The organism is Rhizobium sp. 268 (assembly GCF_036571585.1).
GTDB lineage: Bacteria > Pseudomonadota > Alphaproteobacteria > Rhizobiales > Rhizobiaceae > Rhizobium > Rhizobium redzepovicii.
In genome coordinates, this window is record NZ_JAPPSO010000006.1 from 103,700 (window position 1) to 124,783 (window position 21,084).

20 protein-coding genes are annotated in these 21,084 nt (G+C 61.2%); 9 read left to right on the forward strand and 11 right to left on the reverse strand.

Features of this window, described 5'->3' with window-relative positions; translation table 11 throughout:
- Positions 1-160 precede the first annotated feature (160 nt).
- Positions 161-2,047, forward strand: a complete 1,887-nt coding sequence (locus tag OS035_RS13485) for an MFS transporter (RefSeq protein WP_097625063.1) — start codon at positions 161-163, stop codon at positions 2,045-2,047.
- 36 nt (positions 2,048-2,083) lie between these two features.
- Here the strand turns inward: OS035_RS13485 and lpxE are convergent, their stop codons facing one another.
- Both lpxE and leuB read right to left on the reverse strand, forming a co-directional pair.
- Complete coding sequence (lpxE, locus tag OS035_RS13490; RefSeq protein ID WP_183778501.1) at positions 2,084-2,836, reverse strand: lipid A 1-phosphatase LpxE; 753 nt, start codon at positions 2,834-2,836, stop codon at positions 2,084-2,086.
- Between the two features lie 229 nt (positions 2,837-3,065).
- A complete protein-coding gene (gene leuB / locus OS035_RS13495; protein ID WP_012559363.1) occupies positions 3,066-4,178 on the reverse strand; it encodes a 3-isopropylmalate dehydrogenase in 1,113 nt (370 codons plus the stop codon).
- 168 nt (positions 4,179-4,346) lie between these two features.
- On the opposite strand from leuB, the gene OS035_RS13500 reads away from it, so the two are divergent.
- On the forward strand, positions 4,347-5,279 hold the full coding sequence (locus OS035_RS13500) for a pyridoxal-phosphate dependent enzyme (RefSeq protein WP_097625062.1): 933 nt from the start codon (positions 4,347-4,349) through the stop codon (positions 5,277-5,279).
- 60 nt (positions 5,280-5,339) lie between these two features.
- Here OS035_RS13500 and leuD read toward each other — a convergent pair whose 3' ends face one another.
- The 3 genes from leuD to OS035_RS13515 form a co-directional block, all read right to left on the reverse strand.
- Entirely contained in the window at positions 5,340-5,948 is a 609-nt protein-coding gene (gene leuD / locus OS035_RS13505; RefSeq protein WP_064841181.1) for a 3-isopropylmalate dehydratase small subunit, read from the reverse strand.
- A 133-nt stretch (positions 5,949-6,081) separates the two neighbouring features.
- Positions 6,082-6,501, reverse strand: coding sequence for a VOC family protein (locus OS035_RS13510; RefSeq protein WP_003589578.1), 420 nt, complete (start codon positions 6,499-6,501; stop codon positions 6,082-6,084).
- A 110-nt stretch (positions 6,502-6,611) separates the two neighbouring features.
- The gene (locus OS035_RS13515; protein WP_003589579.1) at positions 6,612-6,845 is read right to left on the reverse strand and encodes a hypothetical protein; all 234 of its coding nucleotides are present in this window, start codon (positions 6,843-6,845) and stop codon (positions 6,612-6,614) included.
- 113 nt (positions 6,846-6,958) lie between these two features.
- Between OS035_RS13515 and OS035_RS13520 the strand changes: the two genes are divergently transcribed.
- The gene (locus OS035_RS13520) at positions 6,959-7,864 is read left to right on the forward strand and encodes an HpcH/HpaI aldolase/citrate lyase family protein (RefSeq protein ID WP_183778499.1); all 906 of its coding nucleotides are present in this window, start codon (positions 6,959-6,961) and stop codon (positions 7,862-7,864) included.
- Complete coding sequence (locus tag OS035_RS13525; protein ID WP_003589581.1) at positions 7,864-8,070, forward strand: DUF1737 domain-containing protein; 207 nt, start codon at positions 7,864-7,866, stop codon at positions 8,068-8,070. Before OS035_RS13520 ends, OS035_RS13525 begins: the two co-directional genes overlap by 1 nt.
- A 186-nt stretch (positions 8,071-8,256) precedes the next feature.
- On the opposite strand, the gene OS035_RS13530 is transcribed toward OS035_RS13525, so the two are convergent.
- Entirely contained in the window at positions 8,257-8,694 is a 438-nt protein-coding gene (locus OS035_RS13530) for a metallopeptidase family protein (protein WP_003589582.1), read from the reverse strand.
- Positions 8,695-8,855: 161 nt separating this feature from the next.
- Between OS035_RS13530 and OS035_RS13535 the strand changes: the two genes are divergently transcribed.
- From OS035_RS13535 to bfr, 5 genes are all read left to right on the forward strand, one after another.
- Positions 8,856-9,800 (forward strand): ImuA family protein, encoded by a 945-nt coding sequence (locus OS035_RS13535; RefSeq protein WP_245426770.1) that lies wholly within the window; start codon positions 8,856-8,858, stop codon positions 9,798-9,800.
- 10 nt (positions 9,801-9,810) lie between these two features.
- Positions 9,811-11,256 carry a Y-family DNA polymerase gene (locus tag OS035_RS13540; RefSeq protein WP_331813836.1) on the forward strand — a complete coding sequence of 482 codons (1,446 nt, stop codon included), beginning with the start codon at positions 9,811-9,813 and terminating at the stop codon, positions 11,254-11,256.
- Positions 11,253-14,717 (forward strand): error-prone DNA polymerase, encoded by a 3,465-nt coding sequence (locus OS035_RS13545; RefSeq protein WP_097625058.1) that lies wholly within the window; start codon positions 11,253-11,255, stop codon positions 14,715-14,717. Before OS035_RS13540 ends, OS035_RS13545 begins: the two co-directional genes overlap by 4 nt.
- Positions 14,718-14,838: 121 nt before the next feature.
- The gene (locus tag OS035_RS13550) at positions 14,839-15,237 is read left to right on the forward strand and encodes a (2Fe-2S)-binding protein (RefSeq protein WP_082366254.1); all 399 of its coding nucleotides are present in this window, start codon (positions 14,839-14,841) and stop codon (positions 15,235-15,237) included.
- Complete coding sequence (bfr, locus tag OS035_RS13555) at positions 15,203-15,688, forward strand: bacterioferritin (RefSeq protein WP_003589587.1); 486 nt, start codon at positions 15,203-15,205, stop codon at positions 15,686-15,688. Before OS035_RS13550 ends, bfr begins: the two co-directional genes overlap by 35 nt.
- An 84-nt stretch (positions 15,689-15,772) precedes the next feature.
- Here bfr and OS035_RS13560 read toward each other — a convergent pair whose 3' ends face one another.
- The 5 genes from OS035_RS13560 to rlmH all read right to left on the reverse strand — a co-directional run bounded on the left by OS035_RS13560 (position 15,773) and on the right by rlmH (position 20,974).
- Positions 15,773-16,306: an RNA pyrophosphohydrolase gene (locus OS035_RS13560; protein WP_097625057.1), complete on the reverse strand. Its 534-nt coding sequence runs from the start codon at positions 16,304-16,306 to the stop codon at positions 15,773-15,775.
- Between the two features lie 38 nt (positions 16,307-16,344).
- Positions 16,345-17,541, reverse strand: coding sequence for a divergent polysaccharide deacetylase family protein (locus OS035_RS13565; protein WP_097625056.1), 1,197 nt, complete (start codon positions 17,539-17,541; stop codon positions 16,345-16,347).
- Between the two features lie 74 nt (positions 17,542-17,615).
- Positions 17,616-18,938, reverse strand: a complete 1,323-nt coding sequence (locus OS035_RS13570; RefSeq protein ID WP_003543943.1) for a S41 family peptidase — start codon at positions 18,936-18,938, stop codon at positions 17,616-17,618.
- Complete coding sequence (locus tag OS035_RS13575; RefSeq protein WP_097625055.1) at positions 18,928-20,328, reverse strand: murein hydrolase activator EnvC family protein; 1,401 nt, start codon at positions 20,326-20,328, stop codon at positions 18,928-18,930. Before OS035_RS13575 ends, OS035_RS13570 begins: the two co-directional genes overlap by 11 nt.
- A 163-nt stretch (positions 20,329-20,491) precedes the next feature.
- Positions 20,492-20,974 (reverse strand): 23S rRNA (pseudouridine(1915)-N(3))-methyltransferase RlmH, encoded by a 483-nt coding sequence (gene rlmH / locus OS035_RS13580; protein WP_097625054.1) that lies wholly within the window; start codon positions 20,972-20,974, stop codon positions 20,492-20,494.
- Positions 20,975-21,084: the final 110 nt, after the last annotated feature.

A 21,084-nucleotide genomic window follows, 5' to 3' on the forward strand; every position in this document is an offset into this window, starting at 1 on the left:
CTGCCAAGCGCGTTGCCATTAGACTAAAGTCATAATCCCAAAGCATCTCTCTTTTTGATCTGCCGTTTCTGGCACACTCTCGTCAGGCGTGTCGCGGCCAGGGGTCTGCTTTGAGGAGAGTAGGTCGCGCGCGTGCTCATCACTCTGTGGAGGACAGACAATGGCAAATGTCGCAAGCATCGACGGCGCGAAGGCCGGTCCGATGACCGGCGAAGAGAAGAAGGTGATCTTCGCTTCTTCGCTCGGCACCGTTTTCGAATGGTATGATTTCTATCTCTACGGTTCGCTCGCCACCTATATCGGCGCGACCTATTTCACCCAATATCCCGAGGCGACGCGCAACATCTTCACGCTGCTTGCCTTTGCCGCCGGCTTCCTGGTGCGCCCGTTCGGCGCGCTGGTATTCGGCCGTCTCGGCGATCTGGTCGGCCGGAAGTACACCTTCCTGGTGACGATCATGATCATGGGTCTGTCGACCTTCCTCGTCGGCATCCTGCCGGGTGCCGCCACCATCGGCATCGCAGCCCCGATCATCCTGATCGCACTGCGCCTGCTCCAGGGTCTGGCGCTGGGCGGTGAATATGGCGGTGCGGCAACCTATGTCGCCGAACACGCGCCGAACGGGCGCCGCGGCTACTTCACCTCATGGATCCAGACGACGGCGACGCTCGGCCTGTTCCTGTCGCTGATCGTCATCGTTCTGGTTCAATATCTGATGGGTGCGGCTCAATTTGCTGCCTGGGGCTGGCGCATTCCGTTCCTGGTCTCGGTCGTCCTGCTCGGCATTTCCGTCTGGATCCGCCTGAAGATGAACGAATCACCCGCGTTCCAGCGCATGAAGGCGGAAGGCAAGGGCTCCAAGGCGCCGCTGACCGAAGCCTTCGGGACATGGAGAAACGCCAAGATTGCGATCATCGCGCTTCTCGGCGCCACCATGGGCCAGGCGGTCGTCTGGTACGGCGGCCAGTTCTATGCATTGTTCTTCCTGCAGAACGTGCTGAAGGTAGACCTGCAGTCGGCCAACATCATGGTCGCCATCGCGCTCTTCCTCGCCACGCCGTTCTTCGTCATCTTCGGCGGTCTCTCCGATAAGATCGGTCGCAAGCCGATCATCATGGCAGGCCTTCTCATCGCGGCGGTAACGTATAATCCGCTGTTCAAGGCGATGACCTGGACGGCCAACCCGGCGCTTGCCGAAGCACAGGCCTCGATCCGGGCAACGGTTACGGCCGATCCGGCGGATTGCAAATTCCAGTTCAATCCGACCGGCACGTCGAAGTTCACCAGCTCCTGCGACGTGGCGACGGCGTTCCTGACAAAGAACTCGGTGCCTTATGATGTCGTGTCCGGTCCCGCCGGTCAGCCGGCAACGGTAAAGGTCGGCAACGAGACGATCCCGAGCTTCGACGTCGTTGCCGCCGGCGACAAGGCCAAGGGCATGACCGCGGCTTTCGAAAAGGGCGTCAATATCGCGCTCCACGATGCCGGCTATCCGCTGAAGCGCGGCGCCGCCAAGGTGCCGGATGCCAAGCTCGATGCTTTCATCGCAGCCAATCCGGAACTGTCGCTGAATGCCGATACCGTGCGTGCCGGCGAGAAGGAAACCATGCCGGCGGCCAAGCTGGTCGAGACCAAGCTGCTGACGGCGGATGAGGCCAATGGCGTCACCGACATGGCGGTCTATAACGTCGCCAATGGCGGCGCTTTCGCCATGACCGCCGATCCCGCCCGCGTCAACTGGATCGGCACGATTGCGATCCTGTTCGTGCTCGTCCTCTATGTAACGATGGTCTATGGCCCGATCGCCGCTCTGCTGGTCGAGCTTTTCCCGACCCGCATTCGCTATACAGGCATGTCGCTGCCCTATCACATCGGCAACGGCTGGTTCGGCGGCCTGCTGCCGGCGACGGCCTTCGCGATGAGCGCTGCCGCGGGCGATATCTATTACGGTCTCTGGTACCCGATCGTCTTTGCGTCGATCACCCTGGTGATCGGCCTGATCTTCCTGCCGGAAACGAAGAACAGAGATATCCACGCTATGGACTGAGCGGCGCTTCAGCGCTTGAGGTAAATGGCCCGGCGCTTACAAGGCGCCGGGCTTTTTCATGTCGGGGAAGAAGTGTTTCGCAATCGGCCAGCCATCCGGCCCCAGTTTGAAGAGCAAGCCGCAGCGGGCAAAGACGATCGCCGTCAGCAGCGAAAACCAGCCGCCGAAGGCAAGGCCGGCAATGACGTCGCTCGGATAGTGGGCGCCGACCATGACGCGCGTCATGCCGAGCCAGATGGCGCCGGCGATGAAGACAACGCGGTAGCGCGGAAACAACAGGGCAAAGGCGGCGAAGAAGGCCCCGACCGTGGTGGAATGGCCGGAGGGGAAACTTTCGAAAGCGGCATGGCCTGAAAAGGGCGTGAAGGAAAACATGCCGTAGTCGTAAAAATGGTCGGGACGGGCCCTGCCGATCGCCCGTTTCAGCAGATTGGCGAGAAGCCCGGAGAAGACGACGGTGGCAAAGAGATAGGCGCCGATCCAGCTGACATAGAGCGCCTGCGCCTTGGAGCGCGCCGTCTTCACCAGCTTGTAGCCCGCCCTGCCCTGAAAGAACAGCAGGATGCTGGTAAAGATCAGCCAGGCGGAATCGCCGAAACCGGTCATCATCTCGCCGAGGTGCTTCACCGGTGCGGGAACTTCGCTGGCGCCGATCGGTGCATCGAAGAGCAGCATGGAGAGGATCACGGCATTGAGCGTGATGAAGAGGCAGGCCTTCCAACGCAATGGCGGCATGCCGACGCCGCTCCGGCGCCAGCGCCTGTCCAGGGAAGCCCAAAATGCCCGCATTGCCATCGTCCGTTCGAATTCGCCCTTGAGCGCCGCGCGCCCGAAAGCGCGTCGAGGGCGCGCTTATTACCGGGATAGGCGCTCGCTGAAATCCGGCGCAAAAATACACGAGATTGCGGCCGAGAATAGTCCGTTTCGGAGAAATCGACCGAGCGGGTTGCGGCTCGCGCTCCCGCATAAACAGCCCTCCGCATGTCATGCGGAGGGCCCATGTTTCACGTGAAATATATCAGGCTGACAGCGTCTTGAACTCGGCAAGGATCGCATCGCCCATCTCGACGGTGCCGACCTGCCTTGCGCCATCGGCCATGATGTCGCCGGTGCGGATGCCCTTGTCGAGCACGTTGGCGATCGCCTTTTCCAGGTCGTCGGCTTCCTTCACCAGATTGAAGGAGTAACGCAGGCACATGGCGAAGGAGGCGATCATGGCGATCGGGTTGGCGATGCCCTTGCCAGCGATGTCGGGGGCCGAGCCGTGCACCGGCTCGTAGAGCGCCTTGCGCTTGCCGGTCTTGCCGTCAGGCGCGCCGAGCGAGGCCGACGGCAGCATGCCGAGCGAGCCTGTCAGCATGGCGGCGACATCGGAGAGCATGTCGCCGAAGAGATTGTCGGTGACAATGACGTCGAACTGCTTGGGCTGACGCACCAGCTGCATGCCGCCGGCATCGGCCAGCATATGTTCGAGCTGGACGTCGGAATATTTCGCCTTGTGCGTCTCGGTCACCACCTGGTTCCAGAGCACGCCCGACTTCATGACGTTGCGCTTTTCCATGGAGCAGACGCGGTTCTGCCGGGTGCGGGCCATTTCGAAGGCGACGCCGGCAATGCGCTCGATCTCGTAGGTGTCGTAGACTTGGGTGTCGATACCGCGCTTCTGGCCGTTGCCGAGATCGATGATCTCCTTCGGCTCGCCGAAATAGACGCCGCCGGTCAGTTCGCGGATGATCAGGATGTCGAGACCTTCGACCAGTTCCGGCTTCAGAGATGAGGCCGAGGCAAGGGCCGGATAGCAGATGGCGGGACGCAGGTTGGCAAACAGCTGAAGGTCCTTGCGCAGCCGCAACAGGCCGGCTTCCGGGCGCACTTCGTAAGGAACGCTATCCCATTTCGGACCGCCGACGGCGCCGAAGAGAACGGCATCGGCGGCAAGTGCCTTTACCATATCGGCTTCGGAGATCGCCGCGCCATGCGCATCATAGGCGGAGCCGCCGACAAGGCCTTCGTCGGTGACGAAACCGGCACCCATCGCCTCGTTCATATAGGCGATGATCTTGCGGACCTCGCCCATCGCCTCGGGACCGATGCCGTCACCCGGCAGCAGGAAAAGATTGCGCACAGTCATGAAACCCTCCTGGAAAAACAAGTTGCGGTTTCTTAGACCCCGGAAATGGGCATTTCAAGCGAGAGAAGCAGTGAATCGGTACGCTTCGGTTTCGGTCGTGATGATTGCTGCTGCGCTTGCAAACAGGCTAGAACGGCATCTTACCTTCCATGTCCCCGGATGTTTCCCATGCCTTTAGCACCGCTCCATCTCGATACGCCCTTGGTTCAGACAGCGCCTGACTACAGCGCCAGCGGCAAGCGGCTCTGGCTGAAGCTCGATGCGCTGCAGCCTTCCGGCAGCTTCAAGCTGCGCGGCGTCGGCCGGCTTTGCCAGCACGCAGTGGAAAATGGCGCGCGCGAGATCTTCTGTGCGTCCGGCGGCAATGCCGGTATTGCCGCGGCCTATGCCGGCCGGGCGCTCGGCGTGCCGGTCACCATCGTCGTGCCGGAAACGACGGCGGCCGATGTCCGGCAGACGATCGCCGCAACGGGCGCCAATGTCCTCGTCCACGGGTCGGTTTTCGACGAAGCCAATGCCCATGCCGTCGAACTCGCGGAGAGCCGCAAGGCGAGTTATGTGCATCCCTTCGACCATCCGCTTCTGTGGGATGGTCATGCGACGCTGATCGACGAGGTGGTGGCGAAGGGTGCAAAATTCGATTGCGTCGTCACCAGCGTCGGCGGCGGCGGGCTGCTTGCCGGTATTGTCGAGGGGTTGAAGCGCAATGGGCTTGCCGATGTGCCTGTCATTGCCGTCGAAACCGAAGGGGCGGCCTCGCTGAACGCCAGCCTCAAGGCGAATGAACGTATCACCCTGCCCGCCATCACCTCGATTGCCACGTCGCTCGGCGCGCGGCAGGTGGCGCAGCATGTCTTCGACTTGCCGAAACAGCATCCGATCGAAAGTGTTCTCGTCAGCGACGCCGATGCGGTTGCCGCCTGTCTGAAATTTGCCGATGCGCAGCGCATTCTGGTCGAGCCGGCCTGCGGTGCAGCACTTGCCGTTGCCGATGTGCATGCCGAGCTGTTTGCCCGCTTTGACAATCCGCTGATCGAAGTCTGCGGCGGCATCGGCGTATCGCTCGAAAAGCTGCGGCTCTGGAAAGAGAAGTTTCTCTGACCTGATATCAAAGAAAAAGCCGGGCGAAGGCCCGGCTTGATCGATCACCAGTTGGATGGCTTAAGCAGCCCAGGGGTGCGAAGCGGCGTTCTTCTTTTCGAAGCTGTCGATCGCCTTACCCTTTTCCAGCGTCAGGCCGATGTCGTCGAGGCCGTTCAGCAGGCAGTGGCGCTTGAACTCGTCGAGATCGAACTTGATCGAGCCGCCATCGGGACCGGTGATCTCGAGATTCTCAAGGTCGACGGTCAGGATGGCGTTGGAGCCGCGCGAGGCGTCGTCCATCAGCTTGTCGAGATTTTCCTGGCTGACCTTGATCGGCAGGATGCCGTTCTTGAAACAGTTGTTGTAGAAAATATCGGCGAAGCTGGTGGAGATCACGCAGCGGATGCCGAAATCGAGCAATGCCCAGGGAGCGTGCTCGCGCGAGGAACCGCAGCCGAAATTGTCGCCGGCGACCAGGATTTTGGCGTCGCGATAGGCCGGCTTGTTCAGCACGAAATCCGGATTTTCGGAGCCGTCTTCATTATAACGGGCTTCGGCGAAAAGGCCGGTGCCGAGGCCAGTGCGCTTGATGGTCTTCAGATAATCCTTCGGAATGATCATGTCGGTGTCGATGTTGACGACCGGCAGTGGCGCAGCAACGCCCGTGAGCTTCACGAATTTATCCATGACCCATGCTCCATTTCAGCAAATCTACTTTCTGAATTTGCATCTAGTCCAGTTTTCCGCCGAAATGAAGGAGAATCTTTGGAAAAGGCAGCCACGCGACGTTTCGCGCGGCCTGCCCTCTGCGTATGTGCCGTTACTTGGTCGGTGCGTTCAGGCCCCAGAGGACACCGAACGGGTCGCGAAGCTGGCCGTAGCGGTCGCCCCAGAACATCAGTTCGACCGGCATGACGACTTCGGCGCCGGCAGCGACGGCGCGATCCCACCAGAAATCGATATCGTCGATAACCAGCTGGATAGCGAAGCCTTCATGGCCTTTGAAGGGATGGCCGTATTCGGGATAGGCATCCGACAGCATGAGGGAGCTGCCGTTGATGTAGAGATGCACATGCATCGTCCGGCCACTCTCGTCGACCGGTACGATATAGGCTTCTTCGGCGCCGAAAGCTTTTTTGTAGAATTCCGCGGCTTTCACAGCGCCGCCGACCGTCAGATAGGGCAGCAGGCCATTCTTGACCGGCGGCATCTTGACCGGATTGTTTTCCGTCGCATCCATGCTCTTCCTCCATTCGTTTTGAAGCGCCGGCAGAATGCTCGGCTGCTTCTAAGACGTATGATGGAAGCATGATGCGACAGTGTCAGTCAGGTTTTTTAAGCGTGAGCCGTTCAGAGATCGATGATCGTGCCGCGGCCGTCGTTCCAGATGCGCATTTCGCGTTGGCCATTGTTTGCCTTGGCGCGCACCGGAGCGGGCTTCATCTTCATCGATAGCGCACGTCCGACCATCAGCACGGTCAGGATACCGCCGACGGCAAGCGTCACCGAGAAGGTGAAAAGCAGCATGGCCACGAAAACGGTGGCGCCGGCAAGCATGAAGAAGATGGAGCGAATGTTCTGCATGGGTTTTAGACCTTTCTTCGGAAAGGAATGTGGTCCTTCTTTTTCCTCTCTGCAAGGCAAGCATGGCTTTTTGTTGTCTTGCCGGGCTTTGCGAAGCTTGGCACTAATGATCGATGAGCCAAACCATCCCTCGCCGTTCGTTAAATCTGCGCCGCTCGGTGCTGAGCGTGCCCTCCATTAATCTCCGAGCGCTCGAAAAAAGCCATTCGCTTGATTGCGATACGGTTATTTTCGATCTGGAGGATTCCGTCTCGCCCGAGAAGAAGGGGCAAGCGCGGGAAAATCTGCGCGCCTTTTTTGCCGGCCCGCCGCTTGAGGGCAAGGAGAGGATCATCCGCATCAATTCTTTGTCATCCGAATTCGGGCCGGCGGACCTGGATCTTGTCAAGGCGCTTTTGCCCGACGCCGTTCTGCTTCCCAAGGTCGACGGACCTCGGGATATCACCGATATGGGCGATCTGCTCGCCGATTCAGATGCGCCGGAGGAACTGCGCATCTGGGCGATGATCGAGACGCCGCGCGGCGTGCTGAATGCTGGAGCGATCGCCGAATCCGGCCGCACGCCGGGCTCGCGGCTCGATTGCCTCGTCGTCGGGCTCAATGATCTGCGCAAGGAAACAGGCGTCCTGCCGCAGCCGGGACGAACCTATCTCGTGCCGTGGCTGATGCAGGTCGTCCTGGCGGTCAGCGCCTACGGGCTCGATGCGATCGACAGCGTCTTCAACGACTTCAGGGACGAGCAGGGGTTCGATGCCGAATGCCTGCAGGGCCGGGCCATGGGTTTTGCCGGCAAGATGCTGATCCATCCGACCCAGATCGAGGCCGCCAATCGGCATTTCGGCCCGGATCCGGCAGCGATTGCGGAGGCGGAGGCGATCATCGCTGCCTTTGCCGATCCGGCTTCCCAGGGGCTGAATGTCATCAATTCAGGCGGGCGGATGATCGAGCGGCTGCATCTTGTCCAAGCCGAAGCTCTGGTTCATAAAGCTCGCCTGATTTCTGCAAGAAAGCCCGCCTGATGAAACTCTACCGCTTCCTGACCGGTCCCGACGATGCTTCCTTCTGCCACAAGGTCACCGCCGCCCTCAACAAGGGCTGGTCGCTGGAGGGCTCGCCGACCTATGCCTTCAATGCCGCAACCGGCGCGATGCAGTGCGGCCAGGCCGTCGTCAAGACGGTCGAAGGCAAGGATTACCATCCCGAGATAAAGCTCTCCGAGCAATAACGCGTCCTGCCGGAAGCACGGCTTCAGCTCTTTGTTTGTGCACGTCGTTATCCCGGAACCGCTGCACACTTTCCGGGCGACATGTATTACAGCGCCGCGCGTCTTCAGACGCGCAAAGGACGCTGTAACAGTTGAATCTACGCATCGTGCTATCCGAAAATCGATTCCGATTTTCGGGCCGATGCGCTAGCGCTCGGCGGCTTCCTCGGCGCTTGCCTCGATCCGCTCCATATCGTCGTCGCTCAGCCCGAAATGGTGGCCGATCTCGTGGATCAGGACGTGGGTGATGATATCGCCGAGCGTCTCGTCGTTCTCGGCCCAGTAATCGAGAATGGGGCGCCGGTAGAGGCGGATGCGGTTCGGCATCTCGCCGGTTTCCAGCGTGAAACGTTCGGAAATACCCCTGCCTTCGAAAAGACCGAGAAGATCGAAAGGGGTTTCCAGCGCCATGTCCTCGAAAACATCGTCATCGGGGAAATCTTCGATCTCGATCGTAAGGTTGGTCGTCAGCTGGCGAAATTCATCCGGCAGATGGCTATAGGCCTCCATGGCCAGCGACTCGAAGGTGCTGATCGTCGGCGCATGGCGGTCCCGCCAATCATCGCTCTGGTCTATGCGGGCCATGAATATTCCTTCCTTTGCGGGCCCATATAGAACCTTTATCGCCGATTTTCGAGTGCGGAATCAAAGGCAGGAATAAATTCATAGAAAATGGCCGTTGACTCTTCATTAGCTCTCTGGAATCTATAAGAACATAACAGGAACAATACGGATTGGAGAACGCCATGGCGCAGCACGCCCTGGCGCGCGAGCGGCTTTTTGCGCTCCGCGAAACCATCGCCAAACTGGAGGGGAAGCCCGCGCCGGCGCTTGCGGCAGCGGAGCGGGAAGCCTTGGCAGAGGGGGGAAAGACAGCTCGGAGATGCAGTCTGCCGCCGCTGGCGTTTGGGGTGGAGTGTCTTGACGAGGCGCTGGAAGGCGGCCTGCCCCTCGATGCGATCACCGAATTCCGCTCCGCTCTGTCGCGTGATGCCGGTGCGGCAAGCGGGCTGGCGATGGCTGTCGCCGCGCGACTGCAGAAGCAGGAAGCAGATGCCGGCAGGCTTCTGCCGCTGCTCTGGATCGGCGATGCCGTCGGCACGCTGGAGGCCGGTCGTCCCTATGCTCCCGGGCTGCGGGATTTCGGGCTGAGCCCGGAGCGGTTTCTCCATGCGGCGCCGCGCAAGCTGGACGAGGCGCTCTGGCTGGTGGAAACCGCGTTGGAAAGCGCTGCCTTCTCGGCCGTCATCTTCGAAGTGCGCGGCAATCCCGCCCATTTCGGCCTGACCGAAAGCCGCAGGCTCAGTCTTCGGGCGCGTGCTGCCCGCCGTCCGCTCTTTCTTGTCCGCCAGGCCGGGGCGGAGGAGGCAAGCAGTGCGGCCTTCCGTCTGCATGTCGAACCGGGTCCATCCGCTCTGCGGCCGTTGCCGGGGGAATCGAAGCTTTCCGGCAGCATCGGCAATCCGATTTTCCGTCTCACGCTGGAGAAGGGCCGTAATCCGGCCCCGCTCTGCTTTTTTCTGGAGTGGAACCCCCATGAACGCGAATTTCTCCCTCTCGCCGAGCCAAACCTCGTTCGTCCTCCAGGCGAGCCGTCAGCGTATTCTGGCGCTCAGCTTTCCGCATCTGCCAACGGACCGCATCGCCCGCAGGCGATGGGGGCTCTCCTGGCGTTCGACAGGGCGTCCTGAGGCACCGCCTATCGTCTGTTCCGGCAAGCTCAACAATGCCATGCGGCTGACGGCGCTGGACGAGTTGGCAGAGCGGCTGGGGCTGAAAAAGGATCAGGGCGTTGCCGAAGCGCGCGCCATGTACCCAACGCTCGAGGTCGCCGAAGACGATCCGGCAGCCGACCGCCGGTTGCTGGAGGCCATTGCCGACTGGTGCGACCGTTATACGCCGCTGGTGGCGTTCGACGGCAAGGACGGTCTGTTTCTCGACATTAGCGGCTGCGCCCATCTCTTCGGCGGGGAAAAGGCGCTTCTCAAGGATGTGCTGTCGCGGCTTTTTCATATGGGGATCGATGCGCGTGGCGCCATCTCATCCTCACCAGGCCTTTCCTGGGCAGCGTCGCGCTTCGGGCAAGGCGGCGTGATCGAAGACGAGGAGGCGGAGCAGGTGCTGATGTCCTTGCCGGTTGCAGCCTTGCGGCTGGAAGGACAAACCGTCGATGCGCTGAGGAAGCTTGGCCTGAAATATGTCGGCGACGTCATCGATGCACCGCGCGCGCCGCTGACCCGCCGGTTCGGCGCAGGACTGCTTCTGCGTCTCGACCAGGCGCTGGGACGCGAGGAGGAGCCGGTCTCGCCGCGGCGTCCGGTCGCCAGCCTCTCGGCCGAAAGCCGCCTGATCGAGCCGATCGGCACGGAAGAACAGATCCTTGCCGTCACCCGGCAGGTCGCCATATCGCTGCAGCCGTCGCTGGAGACGCGGGGGATTGGCGGGCGGGTGTTCGAACTGGTGCTGTTCCGCGTCGACGGCAGGGTTTTTCGTATCGCCGTCGGCGCTTCGCAGCCGCTTCGCGAACCAAAATTCATTGCCGGGCTTTTTTCCGAGCGATTGCAGGCGGTTTATGACGATCTCGATGCTGGCTATGGTTTCGAAATCCTGCGGTTGAATGTGTTGCGGCATGATCCCTTCAATGAGGCGCAGGGTGATTTCGAGGGCGACCGTCAGGGAGAGATCTCGCTTTCTGTTTTCGTCGACCGGGTCTCGGCCCGGCTGGGTGCGGATTGCCTGCAAAGCTTCCAGCTCCGCGAGAGCCATGTGCCGGAACGCGCCGTCATCACCGTTCCCGTGATGGATCGTCTTCCCAAGCGGATGGCGGCGCAGGATATCCAGCTTCCTTTCCGCCAAGAGCGCCCGCTGCGGCTCTTCGCCACGCCGGAGCCGGTCGAGATCATGCTTGCCGAAGTGCCCGATGGTCCGCCGCAGATTTTCCGCTGGCGGCGCTTGCAGCATCAGGTTGCAAGAAGCGAAGGGCCGGAACGGATCGCCATGGAATGGTGGATCGATGGGGATGATGCCGAGGCGCGCGACTATTTCCGCATCGAGGACGAGACCGGACATCGCTTCTGGATCTATCGTCGCGGTTTTTATGGCCGCGAACTCGATCCTCGCTGGTTCATGCACGGTGTATTTGCATGAAGAGCGGGTCCGCATTTTTCGAGATCGGCGTGAGAACGAATTTTTCGTTTCTCGAAGGCGCCTCCGGTCCGGAAGAGATGGTCGTGCAGGCCGCTCATCTCAGGCTTGGCGGTCTCGGCATTGCGGACCGGAATTCGGTTGCCGGCGTGGTCAGGGCGCATGCGCAGGCGCTGCAGCTCGAAGAGAGATACAGGAACAGAGAGGCGATCTTGGCCAAGGCGGAGAAGGAAGGGAAACGGGAAGAGATTCTCGAGCCCATCCGGATTCAGCCGGGCGCCCGCCTGGTCTTTTCAGATGACACGCCGGATATCCTCGCCTACCCACGCAATCGGCGGGGCTGGGCAAATCTCTGCCGTCTTCTCAGCGCCGGCAATCTGAAGGAAGAAGCGGTCAAGGGGAACTGCATCCTGACGGAAGCGGAGCTGATGGAATGGGGGGACGAGATGATGCTCGCACTGGTTCCCGATCGCACCCTTATCGATCATCAGGAGGGCCAGTCGGCGCTGGAAGATTATCTGGAACGGTTTCGCAGACGGTTCCGCAAGGATTTCTTTATGGCGCTGGCGCCAGCCTATGACGGCCGCGACAGGCAGGTCTTTGCGGTGCTTGCCATGCTTGCGGCGCGCAATCGCGTGCCGCTGATTGCGACCAATCAGCCGCTTTACCACCATCCCGAACGCCGGCCGCTTTCGGATGTGGTGATTGCGATCCGGGAGCATGTGCAGATCGCGCAAGCCGGATTCCTGCTGGCGCCGAATGCCGAGCGCTACCTCAAGGATTCACGTGAAATGGTCCGGATCTTCCGGGACTATCCTGGTGCGATCGAAAATACCCAGGTCTTCTTCGGCAAACTGACCTTTTCGCTGAAGGAGTTGGAGCATAATTATCCGCCTGAAAACGATCCCGGCGAAACGCCGCAGGAGACGCTCGAGAGGCTGACGCGGGCGGGAGCCGCAAGGCGCTATCCCGAGGGTATCCCGGCCAAGGTGGCGAAGCAGATCGATTATGAGCTAAAACTCATCGGCGATAAGAACTATGCCTCCTATTTCCTGACGGTTCACAGGATCATCCATCACGCCCGTTATGACCTCAAGGTCCTGTGCCAAGGGCGCGGATCGGCGGCAAATTCGGTCATCTGCTATTGCCTCGAAATTACGGAAGTCGATCCTCAAAAGAGCACGCTGCTCTTCGACCGTTTCATTTCGATGGATCGTGACGAACCGCCGGATATCGATGTCGATTTCGAGCACGATCGGCGCGAAGAGGTCATCCAGTTCATCTACAGAACCTACAAGAGAGAACATGCCGGGCTGACGGCTGGAGTGACCACCTACCGGACCCGCTCGGCCGGCCGCGAAGTCGCCAAGGCCTTCGGCTTGTCGGAGGATGTCCAGTCGGCGATCAGCAGCCTCGTCTGGGGCTGGTCGGAGGACAATCTTTCCGAGCGGGATGCAAAGGCGGCCGGTCTCGACATCAAGGATCCGGTCACCAGGAACGTGCTGAAATATGCCTCCGAGCTTCTCGGCTTCCCCCGCCATCTCACCCAGCATGTCGGCGGTTTCGTCATCACGCGGGATCGGCTCGACGAGGTCGTGCCGATCATGAAGACGGCGATGCCGGATCGGTACATGATCGAATGGGACAAGGACGATCTCGACAACGTCAAGATCCTCAAGGTGGATGTGCTGGCGCTCGGCATGCTGACCTGCCTGCGGAAGGGTTTTTCGCTGCTCGAACGGCATTACGGTGTGAAGAAGACGCTGGCAGATCTCGGCAACAGGGAACATGGGGACGAAGGCAGGCCGGTTTACGAGATGATGGGCCGGGCCGATACGCTTGGCGTCTTCCAGATCGAGAGCCGGGCGCAGATGAGCATGCTGCCGCGCCTCAAGCCGAAGCTGTTCTACGACCTCGTCATCGAGGTGGCCATTGTCCGGCCTGGACCGATCCAGGGCGATATGGTGCATCCCTATCTGAAGCGCCGAGAGCAGCGGGCCAAGAATATCCCGATCGAATATCCAAGCAAGGAGCTGGAAGCGGTTCTCGAAAGAACTCTCGGCGTGCCGCTGTTTCAGGAACAGGCGATGCAGATCGCGATTACTGCTGCAGGCTTCAAACCGGCAGAGGCCGACAAGCTTCGCAGAGCGATGGCGACATTCAAGAGAACCGGCACGATCGGCAATTTCAAGACGCGGTTCATCGAGGGAATGACCTCAAAGGGCTATGCTCAGGAATTCGCCCAGCAGTGTTTCAACCAGATCAAAGGCTTTGGTGAATATGGTTTTCCGGAAAGCCATGCCGCCTCCTTTGCGCTGCTCGTCTATGCCTCCTCATGGCTCAAGGCCTATTATCCCGACGTCTTCTGCGCGGCGATGCTGAATTCCCAGCCAATGGGGTTTTATGCGCCGGCGCAGCTGGTGCGGGATGCACGCGAGCACGGGGTTAAAATCCTGCCGGTCGACATCAACGAATCCGACTGGGATTGCGGTCTGGAAGAGGCCGCTTTCGATCCGAGTGCCGTCGATTTCCGCCACCGTGAGATGCGCGGGATCATCAGGGCCCGGCACGCGGTGCGGCTCGGCTTCCGGCAGATCAAGGGTGTCTCGGATAAAGAGATGGAGCTGCTCGTCAAAAATCGAGGCAAAGGCTACAGTTCCGTTCGGGATCTCTGGCTGCGGTCCGGCCTGCCGAAATCCGTCATCGAGCGACTGGCGGATGCGGATGCGTTCCAATCCCTGAGGCTATCACGACGCGACGCGCTCTGGGCGGTGCGGGCGTTGGATGTGAAGAGCGCGGCCGAGGAGCTGCCGCTTTTCGAACAGGCCCGTCATGTCGATCTCCAGGCCGAACCGGCAACGAAGCTGCCGGAAATGCTGCCGGGAGAGCAGGTCATCGAGGACTATCGTTATCTCTCGCTGTCACTGAAGGCGCACCCGGTCTCCTTCCTGCGCGAGGAATTGCGGCATGCGGATGTGACGCGCAATGTCGATCTGTTGAAGGTCCCCAACGGCAGAAGGGTGACGATCGCCGGCCTCGTGCTGGTGCGCCAGCGGCCGGGATCGGCCAAAGGCGTGATCTTCATGACGCTCGAGGATGAGACCGGCGTCGCCAATGCGATCGTCTGGCCGAAAATCTTCGACACATACCGCTCGGTCGTGATGGGCGCCCGGCTGGTGAAAATCCGCGGTAGGCTGCAAAGCCAGAGCGGCGTGATCCATACCGTCGTCGAGCATATCGAGGACATGACGCCGGCGCTCGGCATTTTGCAACGCGAGGCTCGGCGTTTCGGCGTCTGTGAGCGGGCAGACGAAGTGCTGAATCCAGGTGTCGATCAGCGGCAGAGAAAGCTTGCGCAGGCGCAGGAGAGAGCGGAGCTGGAAAAACGGATGGTGGCCACAGGCCGCAATTCCGGCGCAGCGGAAACCGCCGAGGTGATGCCGCGCGGACGCAACTTCCATTAAAATGCGTGAGCACCGATCGGGATCGTCGGTCCCCTTCACTTGCCTCATGGCGTCATCACCCTGGAAGCACTGCATAATCTCGGGCGATATGCATTGGCTTGTCATTCCGACACCGCGTCCGATGAAGCGGGGCTCGAATTTTTTCTTGACAGCCACCATCTTCTTTAGCAGAAAACACGATAGTCAGTGTCATGTTTGGAATGAAGACGTGCTTGTCTGCAGCTGCAATTATATAACCGACAAGGAAATCCGGGAGGTTATCACCAACCTTCTCGATGAAGACTGTTGGCAGCTTATCGTGCCGGCGAAGGTCTATCACGCTATGGAAAAACGCGGCCGTTGCTGCGGCTGTTTCCCCAACGTCGTCGACATCATTATCCAGACGACGGAGGAGTATCACGCCCGTCGCCACTCGACGGAGACGGAAATATTTGATTTCATGTCCCGCTTGAAACAATTCCATGAGGAAAACAGGAGAGCGGACATTGAAAGGCGACAAAAAAGTCATCGAGCGGCTTAACGAGGCGTTGTTCCTCGAGCTCGGGGCGGTTAATCAATATTGGGTTCATTATCGTCTTCTTGAGGATTGGGGTTACACCAAGCTCGCCAAGAAGGAGCGCGCCGAATCGATCGAAGAGATGCATCATGCCGACCGGCTTGTTGCGCGCATCATTTTCCTCGAAGGCCATCCTAATCTGCAGACCCTTGCACCTCTGCGCATCGGCCAGAACGTCAAGGAAGTGCTGGAGGCCGATCTTGCCGGCGAATACGACGCCCGCGCAGCCTACAAGAAGTCGCGCGATATCTGTCACGAAGCTGGCGACTACGTTTCCATGAAGCTCTTCGAAGAACTGCTGATGGATGAGGAAGGCCATATCGACTTCCTCGAAACGCAGCTCGATCTACTCGGGAAAATCGGCGAGAGCAAATACGGCCAGCTGAACGCGGATTCCGCCAACGAGGCAGAATAAGCTACCACGAGATGCCGGCCGCCTTTGGGCGGCCGGAACTCCTGCCGCTTGCCGAGCGCAAACGGTGGCGTCACCCCGGCATGATCAGTCTTCCGATTGCAGTGTCGCCAGATGCTGGAATTCGGCGATGACCTGATCGTACACGCCCCGCTTGAAAGCGACGATCAGGCTGGGCAGTTCCTGCATCGGCTTCCATTCCCACGCATCGAATTCCGGCTCGTGGCCGCCGGGCGGCGGATTAATGGCGATCTCGCTGTCGTCGCCGTCGAAGCGGAAGGCGAACCAGCGCTGCGTCTGGCCGCGGAATTTTCCCTTCAATCCGATACCGATCAATGCCGGCGGCAGATCATAGTTGATCCAGTCGCCCGCTTCGGCAAGCAGGGTCACCGTCTTGATGCCGGTCTCCTCGTAGAGCTCGCGATAGGCGGCGTCCAACGGATCCTCGCCCTTGTCGATGCCGCCCTGGGGCATCTGCCAGAGCTGCGGCGAGCCGTCATATTCCGAATTGCCGTCGGGAATGCGCCGCCCGGCCCAGACGAGGCCGTCGCGGTTCAGGATCATCACGCCGACGCAGGGGCGGTAGGGCAGGTCCTCGGCTTTCACGGTCGCCTGGCTCATCTTCTTCTCCGTTCAGGGATTCGCTTAAGAGACTGATCTCAAGGGTTCCGGGGGTCGTTGGAAAGGGCGGCGACGCCGACGATCTCGATGCCGCGTATCGCAGCCTCCTCGCTCCATTTGGCGATGGCGTCGACGCTTTCATCGAAAGCCGAGGCGACGCCGATCGCCTGGCCATTCTTGCGCGCGATGCGCTCGAGCTCGTCAAGCTTCTTCAGGACGGCGTTGATATCGAGCTGGCCGTCGAGCTGCAGGTCGGCGAAGGCATAGGGCAGTTCCGTTCCCTTGGCGACATCAGCCGTCTTCGACTGCGCCGAGGTGCCGTCGTCGAGGAACAGCAGCCCGCGTTTGCCGATATCACGCATGACAGGTTCCATGGCGGTGGAATCGGACAGGAAACGACCGCCGAGATAATTCATGACGCCGGTGTAATTCGTGATCTCGCCCATCGCCTTGTGCAGGTTCTCGATATTGCGGGCCACGGGTTTCGTGGTCAGCAGCGTTTCCGGGCCGGGATCATTCGCCGGGTAATCAAAGGGCTCGAGCGGCACCTGCAGAAGAATCTCGTGGCCGCCGCGGCGGGCTTCCTGCATCCAGCGCTGCAGGCTGTTGCCGCTTGCGGCAAAGGCGAAGGTGATTTCCTCAGGCAATTCGGCGATGGCGCGCTGCGTCCCGGTCTGGCTGAGCCCGAGGCCACTGACGACGATGGCGATGCGGACGCCACGCGCGCCGGACGAGGGACGGGCATATTGGTCCATCGGCCGTCGGCCATCGGGACCGACGATCGGCAGCCTGCCGAAAGGGGTGTCTTCGAGCAGTGCTTCATTCGGCTGGGCCGCCATGCGCGGATCCTGGCCGATCTGCATGGCATCCACCAGCACCGGCCCGCTGCCGTCGCGCGGGCGGGGGCTGTATTTGGTGACGACGGAGCCGTCGCCTGTGACCATCTGTTCGACATTGGCGCCCGAGCGCGGTTCGGCGCGCGGCATGCCGTCCGCCGCCTGGTTGGTGGTCGTCGCCGGTGGCTGAGCGGTATTGGAGGGTGGCGTTGCGGCCTCTCCGGCCGCCGGTGGTTTGGTGCGTTCGAGCCCATCGCCGCGAAACGCCGTATAGAGGGAAAAGCCGCCTATCGCGAAAAGACAAAGACTGGCGGCGATGCGGCCGAGGCGCAGAACACCCGGGCGCCGGCGGCCGGCTTTGCGGTTGCGGCCCAAAGGCGCATGCAGGTCCGTTCCCAATTTTTCACCCGCTCCAAAACCGGGAAACAGCAGAAAGGGTCAAGGCCGGGCGGTGCCCGGCCTTGAGGTGATGATTACTTGGCGACGACCGCCTTATCAGGGTTCGGCGGGAAGGCCGGATCGGTCTTCTTGCCACGCAGCAGATCGAGCGCGTAGTTCAGCTGGACGTCGTCCTTCGGATCCGGCGGCACATAGGCAACGGAGCCCGAACCTTCGTCGGTCTCGCTCTGGCCCTTGATATGGCCGCGCAGGCTGGATTCGCCTTCGGTCACCATCTTGCCCTGCAGTTCCTCGGGCAGCGGCTCTTCGACCTTGATGTCGGGGGTGATGCCGGTGCCTTGGATCGAGCGGCCCGACGGCGTGTAGTAGAGCGCCGTGGTCAGGCGCAGCGCGCCGTTTTCGCCGAGCGGAATGATCGTCTGGACGGAGCCCTTGCCGAAGGAGCGCGTGCCGAGAACGGTGGCGCGGCGCAGATCCTGAAGGGCGCCGGCGACGATTTCCGATGCGGAAGCCGAACCGCCGTTGATCAGCACGATAACCGGCTTGCCATCGGTCAGGTCGCCAGGACCGGCATTGAAGCGGCGGGTTTCATCGGGATTGCGGCCGCGGGTCGAGACGACTTCGCCGCGCTGCAAGAGGGCGTCGGAGACGTTGATCGCCTGATCGAGCAGACCGCCCGGATTGAGGCGCAGGTCGAGGACATAACCCTTCAGCTTATCGGCCGGAACGGTGTCCTTGATCTTCTTGATCGCCTTTTCCATGTCGGGATAGGTCTTCTCGGTGAAGGAGATGATGCGGAGATAGCCGACATCGTCCTCGACACGCGACTTGACGGCCTGGACGGCGACGACGTCACGGACGATCGTCAGCTCGATCGGCTTGTCGGCGCCCTTGCGGATCAGCGTCAGCTTGATCGGCGTGTTGACGGCACCGCGCATCTTCTCGACCGCGTCCTCGAGCTTCAGGCCGCGCACGGACTGGCCGTCGATCTCGGAAATGTAATCACCGGCGAGAACACCGGCCTTGGCGGCGGGCGTATCGTCGATCGGGGTGATGACCTTGACGAGTTCGTCTTCCATCGTGACTTCGATGCCGAGGCCGCCGAACTCACCCTTGGTCTGGGTGCGCATATCCTCGGCGTCCTTCGCATTCATGTAGCTCGAATGCGGATCCAAAGAGGAAAGCATGCCGTTGATGGCGTTCTCGATCAGCTTGTCTTCGGCCGGCGGCGTCACGTACTGGGCGCGCACACGCTCGAAGACATCGCCGAACACCGAGAGTTCCTTGTACGTGGACGATCCGGCCGCTTCTGCCGGCACACCCGCCGAGTAAATGACGCTCATGGCGGTCGCACCCATCAATGCGCCGACCAGAACAAGAGAAGCCCTACGAATCATTGCGTGCCTTTCCAGTGTCTTTGGCGGTCCACCACGGTCGGGAATCGACCGGTTTACCGTCCTTTCGAAATTCAATGTAAAGCGTTGGCCGGTCCGTTTCCAGCGCCAATGCAGTTGCGCTTGCCACTCTTTTCGCGCCCATCACGGCGAGCGGCTCGCCGGCGAAAACGAATTTTCCCTGACGGGTATTGATCGTCTCCATTCCCGAGAGAACCAAGTGGTAGCCATCGCCGGTGTCGAGGATGATCATCTGGCCGTAACTGCGGAAGGCGCCGGCGAAAACCACCAGGCCATCGGCAGGCGCCGTCACCACCGTTTCCGGATTGGTGGCGACCGTCATTCCCATTGCCTCGTGTCCGGTGCCGTCGGCATCGCCGAACTGGCGCAGGATATCGCCCGCAACGGGCACCTCCAATTTCGCCTTCAATTCTCCGAAGCGATATGCGGGCGCAATGCGGTTTTTATCGGGCACGCCGCTGTCGGCCAATGCCTTGGCCTGGGCGCGCTGCTCGTCGGTCATCAGCTTGCGATTCTCCTCCGCCTGGCGGGCGGCCGCAGCCGCATCGCGCACCGAAGCGATCTCGGATTCCACCGAGGCGACGAGGCCTTCAAGGTTGGTCGCCTTGCCCGCCAGTTCCTCTGAGCGTTTCTTCTCGGCCTCGAGTTCGGCGGCATTGCTGCGGCTGAGCTTGTCGTTTTCGGCAAGCAGCAGGTCCATGCGCCGCTCTTCCTCGATACCATCGGTCATCGTCGCGGTCAGGCCGGCCTTTTCGGCAGCGCTTGCTGTCTGCAAGGCGGCAAGGCTTGCCAGGTCTGCGGCAAGCTTGTCGGTCTCCTTGCGGATGCCGGGCACGACGGCGCCGAGCAGGATGGCGCTGCGCACCGAGGCGAGCGCGTCATCGGGGGTGACGAGCAAAGCGGGCGGCGGGTTGCGGCCCATGCGCTGGAGCGCTGCCAGCACCTCGGCCAGAAGGCCGCGGCGCTCGTGCAGGGACCGGCGGATGCCATCCTCCTTGACGCCGAGATCGGCAAGCTTCTTCTCGCTTGCAAGGATCTGCTTGTCGAGCGCCTTGCGGCGGGCGGCGGACTCGATCAGCGCTTGGCGGATGCTTTGCGTGCTCTTGTCCAGATCGGCGATACTCTGTTGAAGCGCGCTCACCTTGTCGCTGGAAAGACTGATCGTTTTCGACAGGATTTCCAGTTCGGCACGGGTCTTGTCCCGTTTGGCGGCCAGCTCGGCGGCCGGGTCGGGCGGCGGCGGCTCGGCTGCCGGCTGCGGCGCAGATTGCGCCGCTTCAGGTGCGGCATCCTGCGCCCGGACGATGAAGGGATTTGCCGACACGGCAACCACCGCTACACCGACACCGGCCGCGATAGCCGGCAGGATCATGCGGTGTCGCCTGGTTGCTTCTCTCGTCATGCGTGTTAGGGCACTTTCTCAAATCGCGCGGAGACTAAGCTGATTTGGCGCGCTTTGCCAGAAAGTTTGACGGCCAACGGCCGGCAGGCGGAACACGGCTGCGTGACAATGCGAATTGCCGAACGCTGGAGCATCAGACGCGGTGATAGGGGTGGCCGGACAGGATGGTCACGGCGCGATAGAGCTGTTCGGCGATCAGCGTGCGCACGAGCTGATGCGGCCATGTCATCTTGCCCAGACAAAGCGTGGCGTCGGCACGGTCGTAGAGGGAGGGATCGAGGCCGTCAGCGCCGCCGATGGCGATCGTCAGGTCGCGTTTGCCCTGGTCGCGATAGGCGCCGAGCAGGCCCGCGAAGGCTTCGCTGTCGAGCGCCTTGCCGCGTTCGTCGAGAAGAATGAGGATGCTGCCATCGGCAAGCGATTTCAGAAGCAGTGCCGCTTCCTCGCGCTTGCGGGTTTCCGCATTGGAGGCGCGGCTTTCGGCCACTTCCGCAACACGGGTAAGTTCGAGGCCGACGGCAGGGCCGGCCTTGGCGAAACGGTCGAAATAACGGGCCGCAAGATCCTTTTCGGGGCCGGATTTCAGCCGTCCCACCGCAAAAAGACCAATTCGCATTCATCCGCTCCCGCTGATGCGGCACATCGGGCGCACAAGGCGCCGCCGGCCGGTTTTCATATTGCCCGGCCAGCCAATGCCACGTTCAGGCGCCGGACAGAATGCCGGCC

What these genes read in the sequence shown, in the direction of transcription:
- OS035_RS13485 (WP_097625063.1), top strand. Translation starts at nt 161, where the DNA reads ATGGCAAATGTCGCAAGCATCGACGGCGCGAAGGCCGGTCCGATGACC.
- lpxE (WP_183778501.1), bottom strand. Translation starts at nt 2,836, where the DNA reads ATGCGGGCATTTTGGGCTTCCCTGGACAGGCGCTGGCGCCGGAGCGGC.
- leuB (WP_012559363.1), bottom strand. Translation starts at nt 4,178, where the DNA reads ATGACTGTGCGCAATCTTTTCCTGCTGCCGGGTGACGGCATCGGTCCC.
- OS035_RS13500 (WP_097625062.1), top strand. Translation starts at nt 4,347, where the DNA reads ATGCCTTTAGCACCGCTCCATCTCGATACGCCCTTGGTTCAGACAGCG.
- leuD (WP_064841181.1), bottom strand. Translation starts at nt 5,948, where the DNA reads ATGGATAAATTCGTGAAGCTCACGGGCGTTGCTGCGCCACTGCCGGTC.
- OS035_RS13510 (WP_003589578.1), bottom strand. Translation starts at nt 6,501, where the DNA reads ATGGATGCGACGGAAAACAATCCGGTCAAGATGCCGCCGGTCAAGAAT.
- OS035_RS13515 (WP_003589579.1), bottom strand. Translation starts at nt 6,845, where the DNA reads ATGCAGAACATTCGCTCCATCTTCTTCATGCTTGCCGGCGCCACCGTT.
- OS035_RS13520 (WP_183778499.1), top strand. Translation starts at nt 6,959, where the DNA reads ATGAGCCAAACCATCCCTCGCCGTTCGTTAAATCTGCGCCGCTCGGTG.
- OS035_RS13525 (WP_003589581.1), top strand. Translation starts at nt 7,864, where the DNA reads ATGAAACTCTACCGCTTCCTGACCGGTCCCGACGATGCTTCCTTCTGC.
- OS035_RS13530 (WP_003589582.1), bottom strand. Translation starts at nt 8,694, where the DNA reads ATGGCCCGCATAGACCAGAGCGATGATTGGCGGGACCGCCATGCGCCG.
- OS035_RS13535 (WP_245426770.1), top strand. Translation starts at nt 8,856, where the DNA reads ATGGCGCAGCACGCCCTGGCGCGCGAGCGGCTTTTTGCGCTCCGCGAA.
- OS035_RS13545 (WP_097625058.1), top strand. Translation starts at nt 11,253, where the DNA reads ATGAAGAGCGGGTCCGCATTTTTCGAGATCGGCGTGAGAACGAATTTT.
- OS035_RS13550 (WP_082366254.1), top strand. Translation starts at nt 14,839, where the DNA reads ATGAAGCGGGGCTCGAATTTTTTCTTGACAGCCACCATCTTCTTTAGC.
- OS035_RS13560 (WP_097625057.1), bottom strand. Translation starts at nt 16,306, where the DNA reads ATGAGCCAGGCGACCGTGAAAGCCGAGGACCTGCCCTACCGCCCCTGC.
- OS035_RS13570 (WP_003543943.1), bottom strand. Translation starts at nt 18,938, where the DNA reads ATGATTCGTAGGGCTTCTCTTGTTCTGGTCGGCGCATTGATGGGTGCG.
- OS035_RS13575 (WP_097625055.1), bottom strand. Translation starts at nt 20,328, where the DNA reads ATGATCCTGCCGGCTATCGCGGCCGGTGTCGGTGTAGCGGTGGTTGCC.
- rlmH (WP_097625054.1), bottom strand. Translation starts at nt 20,974, where the DNA reads ATGCGAATTGGTCTTTTTGCGGTGGGACGGCTGAAATCCGGCCCCGAA.